At 35.7% G+C, this 18,087-nt stretch carries 19 protein-coding genes, 1 tRNA gene and 1 riboswitch; of the genes, 14 read left to right on the forward strand and 6 right to left on the reverse strand.

The annotated features are described in order from the left end of the window. Window positions 1-3: 3 nt before the first annotated feature. From thyX to hisC, 3 genes are read right to left on the reverse strand one after another with little or no spacing between them, the layout of a single operon-like run. Complete coding sequence (gene thyX, locus V4D30_RS01845) at window positions 4-732, reverse strand: FAD-dependent thymidylate synthase (RefSeq protein ID WP_353684552.1); 729 nt, start codon at window positions 730-732, stop codon at window positions 4-6. After that, window positions 729-1,304 carry an imidazoleglycerol-phosphate dehydratase HisB gene (hisB, locus tag V4D30_RS01850; RefSeq protein ID WP_353684553.1) on the reverse strand — a complete coding sequence of 192 codons (576 nt, stop codon included), beginning with the start codon at window positions 1,302-1,304 and terminating at the stop codon, window positions 729-731. Before hisB ends, thyX begins: the two co-directional genes overlap by 4 nt. Then, window positions 1,301-2,362, reverse strand: a complete 1,062-nt coding sequence (hisC, locus tag V4D30_RS01855; protein WP_353684554.1) for a histidinol-phosphate transaminase — start codon at window positions 2,360-2,362, stop codon at window positions 1,301-1,303. Before hisC ends, hisB begins: the two co-directional genes overlap by 4 nt. 262 nt (window positions 2,363-2,624) lie before the next feature. Between hisC and V4D30_RS01860 the strand changes: the two genes are divergently transcribed. The 13 genes from V4D30_RS01860 to V4D30_RS01920 all read left to right on the forward strand — a co-directional run bounded on the left by V4D30_RS01860 (window position 2,625) and on the right by V4D30_RS01920 (window position 15,726). Continuing rightward, window positions 2,625-3,044: a hypothetical protein gene (locus tag V4D30_RS01860; protein WP_353684555.1), complete on the forward strand. Its 420-nt coding sequence runs from the start codon at window positions 2,625-2,627 to the stop codon at window positions 3,042-3,044. A gap of 36 nt (window positions 3,045-3,080) precedes the next feature. After that, a complete protein-coding gene (locus V4D30_RS01865; protein ID WP_353684556.1) occupies window positions 3,081-3,875 on the forward strand; it encodes a hypothetical protein in 795 nt (264 codons plus the stop codon). 61 nt (window positions 3,876-3,936) lie between these two features. Then, window positions 3,937-4,434, forward strand: coding sequence for a DUF4410 domain-containing protein (locus tag V4D30_RS01870; RefSeq protein WP_353684557.1), 498 nt, complete (start codon window positions 3,937-3,939; stop codon window positions 4,432-4,434). Window positions 4,435-4,498: 64 nt separating this feature from the next. Then, complete coding sequence (locus V4D30_RS01875; protein WP_353684558.1) at window positions 4,499-5,251, forward strand: complement resistance protein TraT; 753 nt, start codon at window positions 4,499-4,501, stop codon at window positions 5,249-5,251. 86 nt (window positions 5,252-5,337) lie between these two features. Continuing rightward, window positions 5,338-5,907 carry a hypothetical protein gene (locus V4D30_RS01880; protein ID WP_353684559.1) on the forward strand — a complete coding sequence of 190 codons (570 nt, stop codon included), beginning with the start codon at window positions 5,338-5,340 and terminating at the stop codon, window positions 5,905-5,907. 38 nt (window positions 5,908-5,945) lie between these two features. After that, on the forward strand, window positions 5,946-7,895 hold the full coding sequence (locus V4D30_RS01885; protein ID WP_353684560.1) for a tetratricopeptide repeat protein: 1,950 nt from the start codon (window positions 5,946-5,948) through the stop codon (window positions 7,893-7,895). 10 nt (window positions 7,896-7,905) lie between these two features. Next, window positions 7,906-8,469 carry a hypothetical protein gene (locus tag V4D30_RS01890; RefSeq protein ID WP_353684561.1) on the forward strand — a complete coding sequence of 188 codons (564 nt, stop codon included), beginning with the start codon at window positions 7,906-7,908 and terminating at the stop codon, window positions 8,467-8,469. A gap of 77 nt (window positions 8,470-8,546) precedes the next feature. Next, a complete protein-coding gene (locus tag V4D30_RS01895; RefSeq protein ID WP_353684562.1) occupies window positions 8,547-8,915 on the forward strand; it encodes a hypothetical protein in 369 nt (122 codons plus the stop codon). 15 nt (window positions 8,916-8,930) lie between these two features. Further along, window positions 8,931-11,639, forward strand: coding sequence for an AAA domain-containing protein (locus V4D30_RS01900; RefSeq protein ID WP_353684563.1), 2,709 nt, complete (start codon window positions 8,931-8,933; stop codon window positions 11,637-11,639). A gap of 143 nt (window positions 11,640-11,782) precedes the next feature. Then, window positions 11,783-12,796, forward strand: a complete 1,014-nt coding sequence (ilvC, locus tag V4D30_RS01905) for a ketol-acid reductoisomerase (RefSeq protein WP_353684564.1) — start codon at window positions 11,783-11,785, stop codon at window positions 12,794-12,796. Further along, window positions 12,793-13,413 carry a phosphatidylserine decarboxylase family protein gene (locus tag V4D30_RS01910; protein ID WP_353684565.1) on the forward strand — a complete coding sequence of 207 codons (621 nt, stop codon included), beginning with the start codon at window positions 12,793-12,795 and terminating at the stop codon, window positions 13,411-13,413. Before ilvC ends, V4D30_RS01910 begins: the two co-directional genes overlap by 4 nt. Then, the gene (gene pssA / locus V4D30_RS01915) at window positions 13,413-14,234 is read left to right on the forward strand and encodes a CDP-diacylglycerol--serine O-phosphatidyltransferase (RefSeq protein WP_353684566.1); all 822 of its coding nucleotides are present in this window, start codon (window positions 13,413-13,415) and stop codon (window positions 14,232-14,234) included. Before V4D30_RS01910 ends, pssA begins: the two co-directional genes overlap by 1 nt. Then, window positions 14,212-15,726, forward strand: coding sequence for a 2-isopropylmalate synthase (locus tag V4D30_RS01920; protein ID WP_353684567.1), 1,515 nt, complete (start codon window positions 14,212-14,214; stop codon window positions 15,724-15,726). Before pssA ends, V4D30_RS01920 begins: the two co-directional genes overlap by 23 nt. Here V4D30_RS01920 and V4D30_RS01925 read toward each other — a convergent pair. Together V4D30_RS01925 and V4D30_RS01930 are read right to left on the reverse strand one after the other, a co-directional pair. Further along, window positions 15,706-16,443, reverse strand: a complete 738-nt coding sequence (locus V4D30_RS01925) for a DUF815 domain-containing protein (protein ID WP_353684568.1) — start codon at window positions 16,441-16,443, stop codon at window positions 15,706-15,708. The genes V4D30_RS01920 and V4D30_RS01925 overlap by 21 nt on opposite strands. A gap of 15 nt (window positions 16,444-16,458) precedes the next feature. Then, window positions 16,459-16,941 carry a methylated-DNA--[protein]-cysteine S-methyltransferase gene (locus V4D30_RS01930; protein ID WP_353684569.1) on the reverse strand — a complete coding sequence of 161 codons (483 nt, stop codon included), beginning with the start codon at window positions 16,939-16,941 and terminating at the stop codon, window positions 16,459-16,461. Between the two features lie 51 nt (window positions 16,942-16,992). Here V4D30_RS01930 and V4D30_RS01935 point away from each other — a divergent pair. Then, window positions 16,993-17,065: transfer RNA gene (locus tag V4D30_RS01935), tRNA-Lys, on the forward strand. A gap of 26 nt (window positions 17,066-17,091) precedes the next feature. Here V4D30_RS01935 and V4D30_RS01940 read toward each other — a convergent pair. Continuing rightward, the gene (locus tag V4D30_RS01940) at window positions 17,092-17,847 is read right to left on the reverse strand and encodes an NAD-dependent deacylase (protein WP_353684570.1); all 756 of its coding nucleotides are present in this window, start codon (window positions 17,845-17,847) and stop codon (window positions 17,092-17,094) included. 39 nt (window positions 17,848-17,886) lie between these two features. After that, window positions 17,887-18,084, forward strand: a riboswitch (cobalamin riboswitch). The last annotated feature ends 3 nt before the right edge of the window (window positions 18,085-18,087 follow it).

Below are 18,087 nucleotides of genomic sequence, written 5' to 3' on the forward strand. Positions count from 1 at the left end.
ATATCACAATTTTTTAAACTTTTTCCTTACTTTTTCAATCTCTCCGCAGCTGAATTTACCTTCAGGACAGGCTCCTTTAAGACATGCGGGTCCTGCGTCTTTAAAAAGTCTTGGAGCAATTTTTTTTACAAGTTTCAGCATCTCTGTTGCGAGTTCTCTTATCTCCCATTGAGCACGATTACAGCAGCGAACTCTGAAAAAATGAAGTAATTCTCTTGCATTCATTGTAATAACTATCTTGGTTTCAGCAGCATTTGGAAGCACAAATCTTGCATCTTGCCGTGCTAGTTCTCCTTTTAATCCCTGTTTTTCCAGTGCCTGAAGAATTCTGCAGTAGTATTCATGAGCTTTTTGCATCGCCTCAAGAAAAATTTTCTTTATTTCTTCATTTTTATTTATTGTATGAGGAATTATAAAGTCAAAGCCCTTTTCTTCACTCACATATCTCTGCGATTGTTGACTGTAGGAGGCAATTCTATGTCTTACAAGCTGATGAGAACATGCCCTTGAGATTCCTTCAACAGCAAAACTGAAACTTACATGTTCAAAAGGGCTCAGATGTCCACTTTCTCTTAAAAGATTGATTAATCTCTCTTTCTCATCTTCTGTTAATTTCTCTTTTAATTCATCAACTCCTACAGAACTGTAACAGAGTCTTGCAGAGAGAGCAACCACCTCTTCAGGGTCTGGTGTATGACTAAGAATTGATACTTTAAGAGAGGCTTCTTTCATAGCGTGCCTTTTGTGGATGGCAAACTTTCTCCCACCACTCTGCTTGCTTCATGTATTGCTTTTGCAAAGGCTTTAAACATGGATTCAACAACATGATGGAGATCTTTCCCATAAAGGACATTAACATGCAAGCTTATTTTTGCATTGTTAACAACTGCTCTGAAAAACTCTTCAAAGAGTCCAATATCAATATCCCTGATACATCCTTCAAATGGAACATTGTAAACAAGAAAGGCTCTGCCTCCGATGTCTAAAGAAACTTGAGTCAGTGCCTCATCCATTGGAATTGATGCAAAACCGTATCTTTTTATACCTTTTCTATCTTCCAGAGCTTTATCAATACATTTGCCTAAGACAATTCCCATGTCCTCAATTAAATGGTGATAATCTACATGTATGTCACCTTTTGCCTCAATAGTTAAATCAAATTTTCCATGAAAAGCAAAAAGTTCAAACATGTGGTCTAAAAATCCAATGGATGTAGTTATATCAGCCTGCCCATTTCCATCTAAGTTAAACTCAATTTTAATATCTGTTTCCTTTGTTTTTCTTTTTAGTGAGGCTTTTCTCACGTCTCCTCCAATATCCTCTTTAATGTTTTTAAAAACTCCTCATTTTCCTCGCTTGTTCCAATTGTTACTCTTAAAGCATTATTTATAACTGAAGAAAGGTTCCTCACAAGAATTCCAAATTTTATAAGCTTTCGGTAAATATTTTGACTATTTTCAACTTGCAGTAATATAAAATTTGCCTCCGATGGATAAACTTTCACCTTTTGGATTCTTAATAGTTTCCTGTAAAGCCTCTGTCTTTCTTTTATAATCTGAGAGATGAATTTTTTTATCTCGGGATAAAACCTGTTAAGAGCCTCTGTTACCACATACTGGGTAATAGAATCCACATTGTAGGGAAGTCTTACTTTGTTTATTTCATTTAAAAATTTTTCTTCTCCTATGAGATATCCCAATCTCAATCCAGCAAATCCGATTTTGCTCAGAGTTCTTAAAATCAAGAGATTATCATAATCCTTCAAAAATGGTAAAAATCCTTTTTCACTTGAAAATGGTTGATAGGCTTCATCAATAACCACGATTGATGAATTTTTTTGGGCAAACTCTATGATCTTTAAAATTTTATCAGTTGAAAAGATATTTCCTGTAGGATTGTTTGGAGAGCTGAGAAAAATTAAACGCGGTTTTTTTGACTTAATTAGTTTCAAGAATTCTTCCTCGTTTATATCAAAATTATTATCAAGACTGCATTCAACTGTTTCAACTCCAACTGATTGAGCTATTATTCCGTACATTGCAAAGGTAGGTGCTGGATAAAGAACAGGACCTCCAAAGGTAAGAATCAGGTAATAGATCAATTCATCAGAACCATTTCCAGGCATTATGTTTTTATGGCTGAGTTTTACTTTTCTGGCAAGAGCTTTTCTTAGCAGAATGGCTTCTGGATCAGGATATCTGTTTAGAGGAATATTAATTTCTGAAATAAAATCAGATAGTTTAACAGGGAAGGGAGATTCATTGGCATCAAGCTTGATTTTACAAGGAATCTCCTTCGCCTGATATGGCTTCAGTTTCTGAATATTTTTTCTTGTAATAGATTCCGGATTCAATTTGTTCATAGATTTTTATCATAATTGGTCATTAAAATATTGTCAACTAACTAAAAGACAACAACTGAAAGAGATTGCAAAATTAAAAGTTTTATGATAAAATTTTACATTTTACACAACATTGTAGCAACATTGTTTTTTTACTTTATGCCCAGAATTTGTTTTAAACTATTTAAGGATGGAGGTAATTGAAAATTAGAGAGAGTTGTAAGTTTTTGATTTACAGGAATTTGTAGGTTTAAACAATCTTTAAATTGCGGAGGAGTTAGTTATGAGAAATACAAAAGTTTTTAAAGCATTATCAGGAGTAGTAGTTTTACTTTTAGCAGTTCAGCTTAAAGGAATCTGTAGAAGTATAGGATTAAACCAGGTACCTGCTCTTTTATGCAGGTGTCCAGATAAAACAACTATCTACTTTGGAGACTCTCAAATAATGAGTGTCCTTAAAAATTTGCTGGTGACACCAGCACAAGCAGAACCACAAAAAGAAACTCAAAAAACAAAGATAAGAAATAAAACAAGGTTAAACATTGTACGAGAAACTAACAAAAACAACCAGGCAAAAATAGATTCTGACTCTAAAGAAAACCCTAACGGTAAAGAACGAATGATTGAGAGTTTACCAAAAGAAAACACTTTAGTCCCACAAGGTGGTTTTTGTCCTATAGATCAGAAGGGAGATTGCAGATAAAATGGTAATATCTAAAAGAAAGGAGGTGAAAAATCAGTGCGTAAACTTTCTGTATTGTTTGTAGCAGTCTTAATGTTTGTTGGGGTTAATGCCTATGCTTTGGAGCATGAGTTTACTGTTGGTCCTGAGATTAGCCACATCACTTACAAAGAACCTGACGTTATGACTGAGAAAGGTTGGTTTTACGGTATTGCAGGCAAGTACACTCTTAAGATTGACGTAGCAAAAGATTGGAAAATCGCAGTAGGACCTGAGCTTAAGCTTGCAAAAGGCTCTGTTGACTACTCATCTCCAATAAGTGGCAATATGGACGGGATTGACGACGTCTTATTCGAAGCAAGACTTATTGCAGGGCCTGAGTGGAAAATTACACCTGAGATGACTCTTAAACCTTACACAGGATTTGGCTACCGTAGCTTAGTTGACGACTCTCAGGGCATGAAGACAGACAAAGGTGCTTGGGGGTACAAACGCTGGATTAGATACTACTACATTCCTGTAGGAGTCTCCTATACTTATGAATTCGCTAAAGACTGGAAAGGAAACGTTTATGCTGAATATGACTTCTTCGTTCGTGGTAAGGTAACAAGCTATCTTGGGTATCTTCCTGGCTACGAAGACATTAAAAACACACAGAAGTCTGGTTATGGTTTAAGAGCAGGTATTAATGTGGAAAAGAAATTTACTTCATGGGGGCTGTCATTTGGTCCTTACGTTAAATACTGGAATGTTAAGGATTCAGAAGTTGCTTACGACTCACTTGGTAGAGGTTGGTTAGAACCACGAAATCACTCAACAGAAGTTGGTGGAGCTTTAACTGTTAGCTTCTAAAAACTAAAAACAGGAGGCGAAACATGCCTCCTGTTTTATTTTTGCTTTAGAAGGATGAGAAATGAAAAAATTTTTTACTTTGTTTTTAATTTTTACTTTATTTAGTCTGTCTGGCTGTGCATCTACGGGTTCAATCCAGCCTGTTGAATCTATGAACTTACAGGGCAAACTATCTAACTACAAAACGATGAATTTTGAAGTAACAACTACTTTAAATGATAGACAGGACGAAGTTAAAGAGCTAAAAGAAAAACTTATTGAAAAAGCAAAAGAAAAGGGTCTTGACAAAAAACTGGTAGAAAATCCTGAGTTAAAAGTGGTTGTTAATATTACAAATGTGTCTGGTGTAAGTACCATGGGTAGATTAATGTTTGGGGCTCTTGCAGGTAGAGCAACAGTTGAAGCTCAGGTGGAACTAATAGATTCTGCAAAAGGAAAAATTACTGAACTTAAAGCAGAAGGTAAATCCTCTGGTGGAAGTATTTTTGCAGGAACAACATCTCAAGCATTAGATAAACTTGCTGAACAGATAATTGATTATCTCGTAGCTAACATGTAATTTTTTAGCTTTTTTTAGTAATATTTGTAAATGAATAAAATATGGGGGTGTAAAGGAGTTAGTTATGAGAAACACAAAAGTTTTTAAAGCATTATCAGGAGTAGTAGTTTTACTTTTAGCAGTTCAGCTTACAGGCTGTGGGCAGATGATTAATGCTATTGAACACTCTGACATGCAAGTGAAACTTAAGATGACGGACACGATATTTCTTGACCCTATTGCTAAAGCAAAAAACAGGACAGTTTTCGTAGCAGTAAACAACACGTCTGACATGCAGGAAGTTGACACAGGAATGCTACAAAATCTCATAGCAAGTAGACTAGTCTCAAAGGGTTATCAGGTAGTGCAGGATCCATCTCAAGCAGGATACATTATTCAGGTAAATGTGCTTTACATGGATTATTACAGACAGACTGGCACAAAGGAAGGTGCAGTTGAAGGCGCTCTGATTGGAGCAGGTTCAGGAGCCTTGATTGGTCAGTCCCGAGATACGTCTATAGCACTTGGTTTAATTGGAGGAGTAGTAGGTGGCTTAGGTGGTGCATTAATTGGAAAAGCATTGAAAGTTGAAACATATGCAGGGGTAGTTGACGTTGAGCTTAGAGAAAAGACAGACAAACCCGTAACAGGACAGATGGTTACCAATGCTCAGACAGGCTCGTCAACCACCATACAGACAAAACAGGAGATAAACACAAACTGGCAGATTTACAGAACCAAGATAGTATGCACCGCACAGCAGACAAACATTGACAAGACAGAGGCAGCAAGAACTATTGCAGAAAGAATAGCATCACAAATAGGGGGGATGTTCTAAAGTTAAGTGTGTGATTAACAGGATTTAATGGCTGGCTAATGCCAGCCTTTTTTAATAACTTTTATTTAAAAATGCGTGGAGGAAAGATGAGAAACATTTTTCTCTATTTTAAGTTATACATTTTTTGTTTTTTATGTCTTATTTATGGATGTTCCCCTTTAACCACTAAAGTAGAATGGGAAACGGGCAGAGTTATTAATCCTCAATTTGCTGAAAAAGTAGTTATTGTTGATAAATTTCAGTTTAAAGCAAATTTAAAGAGAGGACTAACAACTGAAGCAGTTGTGACAGGTGATATTTCAGACTGTCTTGTTAAGTCTTTAAGAAATAATCTCATTGGGTATGCTGTTTTAAAAGATGAAGAGGTAAAAAATACATCTCCAAATGCGACGATTATCAGAATTACTCCAACAAAGGTGAGCACGGATTATAACTTCTGGGGGACAAAGATTCTGGGAGAAGTTTATGTTAAAGTTCAAGCCAATAACACAGTAACAGAACTTGAAGGAGAAGGTAAGGCAAAAGCTGAAATGAGTAAAGCATGTTTTATCGGTAATCTTAAGTTTCCCTGTGCCTTTGAAGTAGCCTTCAGTGAAGCCTGTGATGATGTTGCATTGAAACTGGATAAACTGTTGAATAAATTTACAAAAGATTAAGAAACAGAGTTTTTCATAAATAACTGTAGGAGACAGAGATGAAAAAAATAATTATAAGCTTTATTTTAACTTTGGTTTTATCAGCTGTCTCTTATGCTCAAACAGAAATTGACAAATGTTTCAACTATTTTAAAGCTGGAGATTATCATAGAGCCATTGAATCAGGTAAAAAAGCTGTAAAACTATATCCAAGAAGCGTTTATGCCTACTTCTGTCTTGGAATAGCTTATATTGAAACAGGAGATATAAATCTTGCTATTGAGGCTTTAAAGAAGACAGAGGCATACGCAGTAAGGGATGATGAGCTGATGGTCATTTACAATAACCTTGGTTCAGCTTATAGTTATAAAGGTGATTTAGATAATGCTCTTTTATACTATAGCAGAAGCCTTGATCTTGCAAAGAAACTCGGAAAAAGAGATTTTGAAGCGACAAACCTTAATGATATAGCGTTAATTTTCCATAAAAAAGGTGAACTTGACAGAGCTTTAAAATATTTTGAAGAGGCATTAAAGCTTGAAAACAATGAAAAATATAAAACTCATACTTACAATAATATTGCAGCAGTTTACTGTGATAAAAAGGATTACAAAAAAGCTATAGAATACTTCAAAAAGGCAATTGAGATAAACGAAAGACATGGAGACTATCATAATAGTGGAAAGATCATGCTTAATCTTGGATGGACTTATCTCGAAATTAAAGATTTTGAGAATGCCTATTTTTATCTTGATGAGGGATTAAAAAGGGTAAAAAAGGTAGGAGATAAATACTGGGAGGCATATGGATATAGATATTTTGGACGTTATTATCTTAATAAAGAAGATAGGGAACTTGCCAGAGAGTATCTAAATAAGGCTTATAATCTTTATAAATCCATCGGAGCAGAAATGGATGCTCAAGCTGTATTATTAGACTTGCTGGAAATTGCTTCTCTTGAAGAGAAAGAGAAGAATAAAGCAGTTTATGGTGGAATAGAGATTGGATCAAAGGGTGTAAAGGCTATGGTACTTTCTATTTCTCCATCAAAGGAAGAGGGATTCTATAATGTGGAAGAAAAATTCAGAAAAAGTATAAATACTGGGATAATCACAGGTGTTAAAGAGACGGGAGTCTTTTCTGAAGAGGCTATAAAGGAAACAGTTGATGCTGTAAAAGAGCTTTTCAATATAATCAAAGGGCAATATGGAGTTGATGAAAAAAACATTTTTATTGCTGCAAGTAGTGCCCTTGTGAATGTAAAAAACAGGGATGAACTTTCAGAAAAAATTAAGAAGCTTGTAGGGAAAGATGTGTTTTTCATTACTAAGCAAGATGAGGTTTTTTACAACATTTTAGGTGCTGTTCCGCAAAAATTTCATTCAAAAGCCCTTGTGATAGACATAGGAAGTGGCAATACAAAAATTGGCTATATTGAGGGCTCTCAGGCAGACAGTAGAATTGTTTCCATTGAAATTCCCTATGGAACCGTTTCCTTTACAGAGTTAATACAAAAGGATGCAAGCACTCAAAAACAGATGGCACAAGTGGCAGAAAAATTAATTCAGAAAGAAGTTTCTCAGAGTTTATATAGAGAGAGTCAGAGAAAACCAGCTCTTAGAAACAGAAATCCTGTATTTATGGTTGGCGGAATCGTATGGGCTATGGTTACAATGCTTCATCCTGAGAAACAGGATGCCTTTGTAAAAATTACTCATGAAGAGATTGAGAGATTTTACAGAGAGATTAAGAAAAACCCGGAAAAGCTATTAAACCTTGATTTATCAAAAATAAAGGATGAAAACAAAAGACAGTGGACATCAAAGCAGATACAGGCTGTTAAGGATACCTTCAGCAAAGAAAACCTTCTTGCAGGTGCATCTCTTTTGAAAGGGATTTCTGATAGTTTATATATTAAGGGAAAGGAAGTATATTTTTCCCGATATGGTAGCTGGTTATGGGGTTTTATTGCCTCATCAGGAGTGTATCTTGAACAAAATAAAAGATAATGGAGGAGCTATGAGAACAAAGATATTTTTATCTTTAATTTTTGTTCTACTACTATTTATTAATGCTTTTGCTGAAGAACCAAGACCCTTTGGCTTGATTGTTGGAAAAACAACTAAAGACGAAGCTTTATCTATTATGAAAAAAGAAGGTGGAAGAGTTGTTAATTCAGGTTATAGAATAATCAAGGGAGATATTAGCAATCCTAATATTGAAGCTTTTGATTTTAAAGGCTTATCTATAGAAAATCTCTCTATGGCAAGATTGTGGTTTTTTCAAGGAACATTATTTCAGATAGTTTACTATTTCCCCCTTTCAATGAATAAGGACGAATTTTATGTGCTTTACGAACAGCTTAAATCCAAATACGGAAAACCATCAAAATATGTTAAACCATGGCTTGCAGATGGATTAGCAGTATGGAAGTTCAAGGATATTGAGATCAAAATAATAGCACCATGGGTATCATCAGAGGTATATGTAACTTACACTCATTTACCTTTATCTAAAAAAGCTGACCAGAGTGATAGAGAGGTAATGCAAAAGGAAACAAGCAAACCGAAGAGAGGATTTTAAAAGGGATTTATATGCAGTTGAAATTAAAATTATATAGAAATTTTTGAGAAATTCAAAACTTAAAAAGGAGGTACTTTATGGACAGAAGAATTATTGGAGTAATACTCGGTGTAGCTGGAATTTTTTTATGGTTCATGCCTCTTGTTTCATGGGAGGAAAGATTTTTCGGAAACATAGTTAATCTTTATCAAACGGGATATCATATTGGTGGTATAGCCTATTTGCTCCTGGTTTCATTATTTTCTTATGCTGCTTTATCATGGCTCAAAATGCACCAATTAAGAATTGTAGCCGCAGGAGTTTCTCTTTTGATATGTTTGATATTTTTATTTCAGGCTAACGCAAATGCGGGCTGGGGGCTTATAGGGTTGACCATTTTATCAATATCTGGAATTTTTTTAAGTGTAAAGGATTTACAAAAAGAGAGAAAATCTAATAAAGTTTAAATATCACGATTTAAATTGAAAGACACACAGCTGGTAGTTGATTTAATTGACCACTATCTGGATTTTCTGTCCGCTGAAAAGAATCAATTTCTCATACCAGAAGAGCCTGATAATTTAGTCTTTCTGCCTGAAAACTGCATTGTTGATGTTTTAAATGGTATTAAAAACAAGGGATATGGAAATCTTGATCTATTGGAAGTAATTAGAGATGAGGAAATAGTAGCAAGGATTAAAGAGTTGATTGAAAAGGTCAAATCAGAAGAAGAATCTGAGCTAAAAATAGCTTTCGCTTTTCCTGTGATAAAGATTAAAGATAAAAAAGCTTACTGTGCTCTGACAAAAATAAAACTGGAAACATCTGAAGAGAAATTGATTGCTACCTCAAGGGAGTTCAATAGAAATCTCATAGAGAAAGTAAAGGAACAGTCAAAATCTGACAATAAAGACTCAATATCTATCCCTAAAGAAAAAGATGACAGCAAGAGAGATTTTGAGTTCTACTTAAAAATGATGGAGATACTTGCAGGATTAAGTCATCTTCATTTAATAACACTTCCTGAACTTCTCTCCGAAGGTTTGATTGTATTGTCAATGCTGAATAGTGTTAAAGAGATTAGAGCAAAGTTAGTTTCAGATAAGCTTCAGGAAAATATTTTACAGGATGAGAATCAGAGAAAAAACTTAGATGGCCTTGAGGAAGATAAGATTGGCATTATATACCTATATCAGGATGAACGATTTACAAAGAAGATTGCCGATGATTTAAGTAAGTTGAAGCAAAAACTTGATGAAGAGACTAAAAATAAAATATCTCAGCTATGGAATTTTGAAAGTGAAAGACAAGCTAATAAGAGTGAGATAAAAAATATTGCTATTCTTGATTACGAGCTTACAAAATCTCAGCGAGAGGCATACGAAAGCATGATAAATAAACGATTTTCTCTTATTGAAGGACCGCCAGGAACAGGCAAAACTCACCTTATTGCTACCTTTGCAGCAGATATGATTCTTGAAGGTAAAAAAACAGTGATAACGAGCACAAACAACAGAGCAGTTGACAATGTTTATAAAAAGCTTAAGGAGTTTGACTGTAAAATAGAAAGACATCTTAAAACAGGAAAAATTCTTCATGGATATGTAAGGCTTGGAAGCAGTAACTATATAAAAGACTTCGTTGAGTATTTATTTGACTTTGTTAATGAAGTTAAACAGATTCCTCCCTGGAGTATTGAAGAGAGTTTTAATTTGCTTGCCGAAGAAGTTGAGATTTTAAAAAAGTTTATAGAAAAATATCTGCTACTACAAAATTTTTCTACCACTGAATTTGAACTTTTTTTCACAGACCAGCAATCAATGAAAAATTTTGTTCAAGAGCACTTACTAACCCTTAATTTCCTCCTTGACAGGCTTAATCAATGGAATGCCAACTTATTTCCCTTTTCTCTATTCTTCGGCAAAAAATACAAGGAATCGCTCGCTGAATTTTGCCATGAGAGAGGATTGGTTCTGCCAGCATTAAAAGATAGAAAATACTTAACCTGTAGAGAAATCTACAATCGTGAAAAGCATACAATAAGTCTCCTGCCCAGAGTATGTGAATTAAATTGTATTAGGGAAGAGTTTGAAGATCTTGCTGAAAAACTACAAAGGATTGTCAATGAAAACACAGATAGCATGGAAAAACTCTTTGAAAAGGTTAGAAAGCTTTACTTTATCAGAAAAAGAGAGCTTAACTACTGGGAGTTGGCTAAAAATAAGCAGTGGCTTAACGACATTGAAAAGAAAAAGAATTCCATAGAAGAAGGAAAGTTCTGGGGGTCAGAGGATATAATATTTAAATTTGCACCAGTTGTAATCACCACTGCTCTCACATCTACCAATGTTTGCAAACAGGAAGTAGATTTAATTGATTATGTAATAGTTGATGAAGCAGCCCAAACACTTTTCTGCTATGTATTTCCTTTATTTATTAGAGGTAAGATTTTCATTGCCATTGGAGATGACAATCAGCTTGGTCCGGTTATAACAAATAGAGACTACATCCAGATACCTCAAGATATGAAGCCATACCTTACATACGATAAAACTGCTTACTATGTTATAAAAGAAATAACCAAAGAAAAATATATAGGATTAAAGGAGCATTTCAGATGTGCAAGAACTATAATTGAGTTCTGTGATGCTCTGATCAACTATGGATTGAGAGTTGAGACAAAGGAGGACAGATTAGCTATAAAAAATTCTAAAATATCAATGCTTTTTGAGAAAAATCTTACATTCATTGATGTAAAGGGTATTTCAAAGGGTAATAGAAGTAAGTATAACGAAAAAGAGATTAGAGTGATCTCTGAGATAATAAGTGATTTACAAATGGAGATAGACTTAAAACAGGTAGGAGTTATTGCCCCTTATAGATTACAGGTTGAGAAGTTGAGAAACAGTCTTAGAAATTTGAGAGATCTCACTATTGGAACAGTTCATACATTTCAGGGAGAGGAGAGGGATGTAATAATCTTAAGTTGCGTATGTGCAAAGACAGAAGAGTTTCAGAGAAGCCGACTACTTAAGGACAAAAAACTCATGAATGTAGCAGTCTCCAGGGCAAGAAAACATCTCATTGTTGTAGGCAATAAAGATGCCATTGAAAACATAGCTGATGACGACTTTCCAATAAAGGCTTTATTGAAGCATATCTCAGTAAATGGAACGATTGTATTGAGGTAAAAAATTTATTCTTTCTCTTTTTGTAGTAGTAGCTTTTATTGTTTTCCTTAACCATAAGGCATTTGTAAAAAACATACAATTAGCTAACAGAATAATGTGTGTGTTATAATTGTTAAGTTTTAAATTCTTATGGAGGTGGAATAATGAAGATTTATTATGATGTTGATGTAAACACAGATGTACTTAAAGGTAAAAAAATTGCAATAATAGGATACGGCAGTCAAGGACATGCTCATGCAAATAATCTTCGTGACAGCGGATTTGATGTAATCGTTGGACTAAGAAAAGGCAAAAGCTGGCAAAAAGCTGAAAATGCCGGGCTAACTGTTATGACAGTCTCCGAAGCCTCAAAGGTAGCAGATGTAATAATGATTCTTACGCCCGATGAACTCCAGCCAGAGCTTTACAAAACAGAAATAGAGCCAAATATCAAAAAGGGTGCTTTTCTTGCCTTTGCCCATGGATTTAACATTCACTTTGGGCAGATAGTTCCCCCAGAGGATATAAATGTTTTCATGGTTGCTCCAAAAGGGCCCGGACATCTTGTAAGAAGTGAATATTTAAAGGGAATGGGTGTTCCATGTCTTATGGCAGTTCATCAAGACCCTTCAGGAATAACAAAAGATGTTGCCCTTGCATATGCAGTGGGTATTGGCGGTGGAAGAGCAGGAATTATTGAGACAACATTTAAGGATGAAACAGAAACTGATCTTTTTGGTGAACAGGTTGTTCTATGCGGTGGTTTGACTGCTCTTATAACTGCAGCTTATGAAACACTGGTTGAAGCGGGGTATCCTCCTGAGCTTGCCTATTTTGAGTGTCTCCATGAAGTAAAACTCATTGCAGACTTAATTTATGAAGGTGGCATATCAACAATGCGTTATTCAATAAGTAATACTGCCCAGTATGGAGACTTAACCCGTGGACCAAGGATTATCAACGAATCTGTAAAAGCTGAAATGAAAAAAATTCTTGAAGAAATCCAGAATGGCAGTTTTGCTAAAGAATGGATCCTTGAATGCAAAGTTGGTAAACCCACATTCAATGCTCTTACTAAGAAGGGAGAGGAACATCCTATTGAAAAGGTTGGAGAAAAATTAAGAGCAATGATGCCATGGCTTAAAACTTCAAAGCTTGTGGATAAATCAAAAGCATGATCAGGAAAGAAGTAATACCCTATGTTGCTGGGGGATTATTCTTAAGCTCCTTTTTTTACCTTTTATGGTTAGAACCTCTGGCAATTGCGTGTCTTGTCATCTGTTTATTTTTTCTTTATTTTTTCCGTGATCCTGAAAGAAATCCACCAGCAGACCCTGACTGTGTAGTTTCTCCTGCTGATGGCAAGGTAATAGAGATAAGACAGAGCAGTGAAAGTTTCTGTCCTAATGGTTACGCAGAAATCAGCATATTCATGTCACCCCTTGATGTTCATGTTAACAGAGCGCCCTTTGACGGGGTTGTAAAGGAAATAATTTATACGCCCGGGAAGTTTTTCTCAGCCTTTAAAGAGAAGGCTTACAGAGAGAATGAAAACATAAAAATAAAACTTGAGACTTCCTATGGAGATATAGTCGTAAGGCAGGTTGCGGGTTCTATTGCACGAAGGGCGGTATGCTGGGTAAAAGAAGGAGAAAGCCTTAAAAAAGGAGAAAGATTTGGCATGATAAAGTTCAGTTCCAGAGTTGATGTCTGTCTTCCATCTTCTTTTAAAATTCAAGTGAAAGTGGGAGATAAAGTTAAAGCTGGACAGACAATAATTGCATTGTTACAGTAATGGTAAAAGCAAAAAAGAAAATAAGAGATCCGGATAAAAAACCCAGAAAAGGCGTTTACATTCTTCCAAATGCACTTACACTTTGCGGTATGTTTTTTGGCTTTTATGCAATAATAACAGCAATAAATGGAAAGTTTATTCATTCTGCGTGGGCAATAATTCTTGCAAATATATTTGACGGACTTGATGGATGGGTTGCAAGACTTACAAGAACAACCACACGATTCGGTGTTGAGCTTGATTCTCTTTCAGACCTCGTTGCTTTCGGCGTTGCTCCTGCAATTCTTATATACAAATGGGCACTTTTTGATTTTGGAAGAGTGGGATTTGCAATAGCTTTTTTGTTTGCTGCCTGCGGAGCTTTAAGGCTTGCAAGATTTAATATTCAAGTTGGAGGCACAAAATCATTTAAAGGTCTACCAATACCGGGCGCTGCTACAATGCTTGCTGCTACAGTTATTTTCTGTCAGGAAATACTAAACTTTACTCCCCAAAAAAATTTAATTTTTCCTGTGCTTACATTTATTTTGTCTTTTATGATGGTTAGCAATCTTAAATTCCATGGACTGAAAGAGGTTGACTTTAAGGAAAAAAAGCCATTTTGGATACTTCTGTTTTTTATTCTTTTGATTTTCTTCATCGTAATCCATCCGCCTTTTGCCGTATTCATACTTGCAAGCCTTTATGTTATTTCAGGTATAATTGAAAATATAATAATTTTAATTAAAAAAGGAAGACAAAATGCTTTGCATTTTTCTGAGGGCATAAGCCCGAAAGAATCAAAATTTGAGGTGCAGAATGAGAAGGATAAAAATATTTGACACAACACTTAGAGACGGAGAGCAATCTCCTGGTGCATCAATGAATGTGGATGAAAAAATACAGGTGGCAAAACAGCTTAAAAAACTCGGTGTTGACATAATAGAAGCAGGATTTCCCATTGCATCACCAGGAGATTTTGAGGCAGTAAACAGAATTTCAAAGGAAGTAAAAGGAGTGGTTGTTGCTGGATTATGTAGAGCCCGTGATGAAGACATTGAAAGAGCAGCTGAGGCACTGAAACCGGCAGAACAAAAAAGAATTCATACATTTATTGCCACATCAGATATACATTTAAAATATAAACTACGAATGAACAGAGAGCAGGTTATTGAAGCAGCTGTGAAAGCTGTTAAAAAAGCAAGGCAGTATACTGATGATGTTGAGTTTTCAGCTGAGGATGCAACCCGTTCAGACTGGGAGTATCTCTGTAAAGTTACTGAAGAAGTAATAAAAGCAGGCGCTACAACTGTAAACATTCCAGATACAGTGGGGTACACAATTCCGCAGGAGTATGGAGAGCTCATTGAGTATCTTTTGAACAACGTGCCTAACATAGATAAAGCCACAATAAGTGTTCACTGTCATAATGATCTTGGACTTGCGGTGGCAAACTCTCTCACTGCAATTCTTAAGGGCGCAGGACAGGTAGAATGCACAATTAATGGAATTGGTGAGAGAGCTGGAAATGCAGCTTTGGAGGAGATTGTTATGGCACTTAAAGTAAGAAACGACTTCTTTAAAGCTGACACAGGAATCGTTACTCAGGAAATTTACAGAACAAGCAGGCTTATAAGCAAGATTACAGGAATGGTTGTTCAGCCCAATAAAGCAATTGTTGGAGCAAACGCCTTTGCCCATGAAGCAGGAATTCATCAGGACGGAGTTCTCAAGGAAAGAACAACCTATGAGATCATGAGACCTGAAGACATAGGAATTCCCAGCTCAAAAATAGTGCTTGGTAAACACTCTGGAAGACATGCATTCAAGAAAAGACTTGAAGAACTTGGCTTTAGCCTTACAGAAGAAGAGATAAACAGAGCCTTTGAAAGATTTAAAAGGCTTGCAGATCAGAAGAAATATATCTTTAATGAAGACATTGAGGCACTTGTTTCCGATGAAGTTTTAAGAATAGCAGAGGTTTATCAACTTATAGACCTTGAGGTGGCAAGCGGAACAAAGAAAAAACCGACAGCTACAGTAAAAATGAAGATAAACGGAGAGGAAAAAGAAATTACTATCTCAGGTGATGGACCTGTTGATGCGGTTTACAAAGCTATAACTGAACTTACAGGTTCAAAGGCTGAACTCAATAAATTTGAGATTAAGGCAATAACAGGTGGAACAGATGCTCTTGGAGAAGTAACAGTTATTCTTGAAGAAGGTGGACATACTGTAAGAGGACATGGCTCTGATACAGATATAATTGTTGCCTCTGCAAAAGCCTACATCAATGCTCTGAATAAACTTGCTTTAAAGAATCTGAAGGCTTAAGACGAATTGATAAGCTGACCTTCCAGTGGTGCCGTGAACTAAAGCCCATTCGCGGGCTTTTTTCATTAATTCATCATGGGGCATAGTTATTCCATCTTTAGTTGCATAATAGTTAACTATTTCAAGGTATTGCTCTTCTGAAAATCTATAAAATCCAATTCTCAAGCCAAATCTCTCAATTAAAGATGCCCGCTCCTGCAGGCTATCCTCTGGGAAAAGCTCATTGTCAGAGTGAGAAAAAGAAGGCATAAGATTTCTTCTGTTTGAAGTGGCATAAATAACAGAATTTTCGGGAATTTCTTCAATTCCACCATCCATAATAATTTTTAAGTCTCTAAACTCCTGCTCATCTTCATTAAAAGATAGGTCATCAATGAAAATAATAAACCTGAAATTAGGATTTTCATAAATCATGTCATAAAGATATGGAATGGTGATAATATCATTTTTTAGTACCTGAATCATTCTTAAAGGTGTTTCTTTAAAGTAATTAAGTAAACTCTTTATCAGTGTAGTTTTACCTGTTCCTCTTTCACCCCATAAAAGAACATTATTTACTCTTTTGCCTTCAATAAAAACCTTAGTGTTTGCAATAAGCAACTGTTTCTGTTTTTCAATTCCGTAAAGTTCATTAATGTTTTGTTTTGGAATCCTTATAATAGGCTTTAGCTGTCTGGCTTTTCCATTCCATGCGAATGCCTGATAATTGTCAAACATAAATTTTATTATAACTTAAGATTTTATTAGAATCAAAGACTTTTCATGTTCTATAAGCCACTGTTTTGCCTCTACTCCAAGGCTATAGCCTCCTATGGTTCCGTCAGATCTTATCACTCTATGACAGGGAATAACAATCGGTAAAGGATTTCGCTTTAAAGCCTGTCCAACAGCTCTTGGCGACGTATTAAGCTTTTTAGCAATCCAGTTGTATGTAGTAGTATGAGCATATGGTATTTTACAGGTTAAGTCAAGAACTGCTCTATCAAACTCAGATACATTCTGGATGTTTACAGGATAATTAAACTCTGAGAGTTTTCCTTCAAAATACGCATTCAGCTGTTCAACAAAATTCAAGGCAATTTCTGGAATGCATGTTTTTTCAAAATTTGTTAAAGATATTTTCGTTAATGCTAATGAATTATCAAATAAAATTTCAAGAAAACCAACAGGAGTTTTTACGCAGGCAGAATACATTTTTATTATGATAGCATACATAAACCAATTAAAGTTGACCTTTTAGCTTATTTTTTTGTATTCTAAATTTGTGGGCCGTTAGCTCAGCTGGTAGAGCAGCTGACTCTTAATCAGCGGGTCGCAGGTTCGAATCCTGCACGGCTCATTGATTTTTATTCACCGCATATAGCCTTAAGCAGCTTTTTCCTCTATATCTTTTAAAACTTGACCAGCACTACCGTAAAATACTATTTCTGCTATCCAGTCCCAGTCTGTTTCTGCCTTATTTATGAAGATAAGCTTTGCACCTCTTTTATGGGCAATTCTCGGGATCGAAGCAGCAGGTTCAACCTGAAGAGATGTTCCTATCACGAGCATGAGGTCGCATTGATTGGCGATCTGCTGTGCCATAACGAGTTCTTTTTCAGGCATTGGTTCTCCGAAAAATACAACTGTTGGCTTTATTATGCCGCCACAGTCGTAACATCTTAAATCAAGCTGTTCCTCAAGCATTTTCAATACTTCATCCATTTTATAAAGTTTTTCACAGTCAAGACAGATTGCACCTCTTTGATTCCCGTGAAGTTCAATGACGCTCTTACTGCCAGCCATCTGATGAAGTCCATCAATGTTCTGCGTTATGACATGTTTAATAAATCCCTTTTTTTCAAGCTCTGCAAGGGCAATATGTGCATTATTTGGCTTTGCATTCGTGAGATGATGAATGAGTTGTTTTTTCATTCTCCAGAATTCTTCTCTTGCTTGCCTGTCATAAATAAATTCCTGATATGTTACAATTCTAAATCTCTGCCATAGTCCACCGGAACTTCGGAAATCAGGTATTCCAGATTCTGTAGAAATTCCTGCTCCAGTGAAAGCTACAGCATAGGTGGAGTTTTTAATAAGTTGTGAAGCCTTTTTAATTTTTTCCTGATAGGTTAAATTCATAGTTCTTTAAAAGATATCAAAAAGATTGGGTTATGTCAAGATATTTGACCAGTTTTAGATAAATCTTGTATACTTTCTTGGCTGGACTAAGGGAAGAGGGGTGAGAATCCCCCGCTGCCCCGCAGCCGTGTTGGGAACGAAAGCCCATTAAGCCACTGGAGAGAAATCTCCGGGAAGGCGGGCAAGTAGGAGTCTGAGCCCAAAGCCGGAAGACCTGTCCAGCTGGAGGCTCCTTGAGCT

This window comes from Thermodesulfovibrio sp. 3907-1M (genome assembly GCF_040450955.1).
GTDB lineage: Bacteria > Nitrospirota > Thermodesulfovibrionia > Thermodesulfovibrionales > Thermodesulfovibrionaceae > Thermodesulfovibrio > Thermodesulfovibrio autotrophicus.

Bases quoted from the DNA above. Each gene is read 5' to 3' on its own strand.
- V4D30_RS01910 (WP_353684565.1), top strand. From the start codon at position 12,793: ATGATCAGGAAAGAAGTAATACCCTATGTTGCTGGGGGATTATTCTTA.
- ilvC (WP_353684564.1), top strand. From the start codon at position 11,783: ATGAAGATTTATTATGATGTTGATGTAAACACAGATGTACTTAAAGGT.
- V4D30_RS01880 (WP_353684559.1), top strand. From the start codon at position 5,338: ATGAGAAACATTTTTCTCTATTTTAAGTTATACATTTTTTGTTTTTTA.
- thyX (WP_353684552.1), bottom strand. From the start codon at position 732: ATGAAAGAAGCCTCTCTTAAAGTATCAATTCTTAGTCATACACCAGAC.
- hisC (WP_353684554.1), bottom strand. From the start codon at position 2,362: ATGAACAAATTGAATCCGGAATCTATTACAAGAAAAAATATTCAGAAA.
- V4D30_RS01875 (WP_353684558.1), top strand. From the start codon at position 4,499: ATGAGAAACACAAAAGTTTTTAAAGCATTATCAGGAGTAGTAGTTTTA.
- V4D30_RS01885 (WP_353684560.1), top strand. From the start codon at position 5,946: ATGAAAAAAATAATTATAAGCTTTATTTTAACTTTGGTTTTATCAGCT.
- V4D30_RS01930 (WP_353684569.1), bottom strand. From the start codon at position 16,941: ATGTATGCTATCATAATAAAAATGTATTCTGCCTGCGTAAAAACTCCT.
- V4D30_RS01870 (WP_353684557.1), top strand. From the start codon at position 3,937: ATGAAAAAATTTTTTACTTTGTTTTTAATTTTTACTTTATTTAGTCTG.
- pssA (WP_353684566.1), top strand. From the start codon at position 13,413: ATGGTAAAAGCAAAAAAGAAAATAAGAGATCCGGATAAAAAACCCAGA.
- V4D30_RS01895 (WP_353684562.1), top strand. From the start codon at position 8,547: ATGGACAGAAGAATTATTGGAGTAATACTCGGTGTAGCTGGAATTTTT.
- V4D30_RS01860 (WP_353684555.1), top strand. From the start codon at position 2,625: ATGAGAAATACAAAAGTTTTTAAAGCATTATCAGGAGTAGTAGTTTTA.
- V4D30_RS01920 (WP_353684567.1), top strand. From the start codon at position 14,212: ATGAGAAGGATAAAAATATTTGACACAACACTTAGAGACGGAGAGCAA.
- V4D30_RS01925 (WP_353684568.1), bottom strand. From the start codon at position 16,443: ATGTTTGACAATTATCAGGCATTCGCATGGAATGGAAAAGCCAGACAG.
- V4D30_RS01940 (WP_353684570.1), bottom strand. From the start codon at position 17,847: ATGAATTTAACCTATCAGGAAAAAATTAAAAAGGCTTCACAACTTATT.
- V4D30_RS01890 (WP_353684561.1), top strand. From the start codon at position 7,906: ATGAGAACAAAGATATTTTTATCTTTAATTTTTGTTCTACTACTATTT.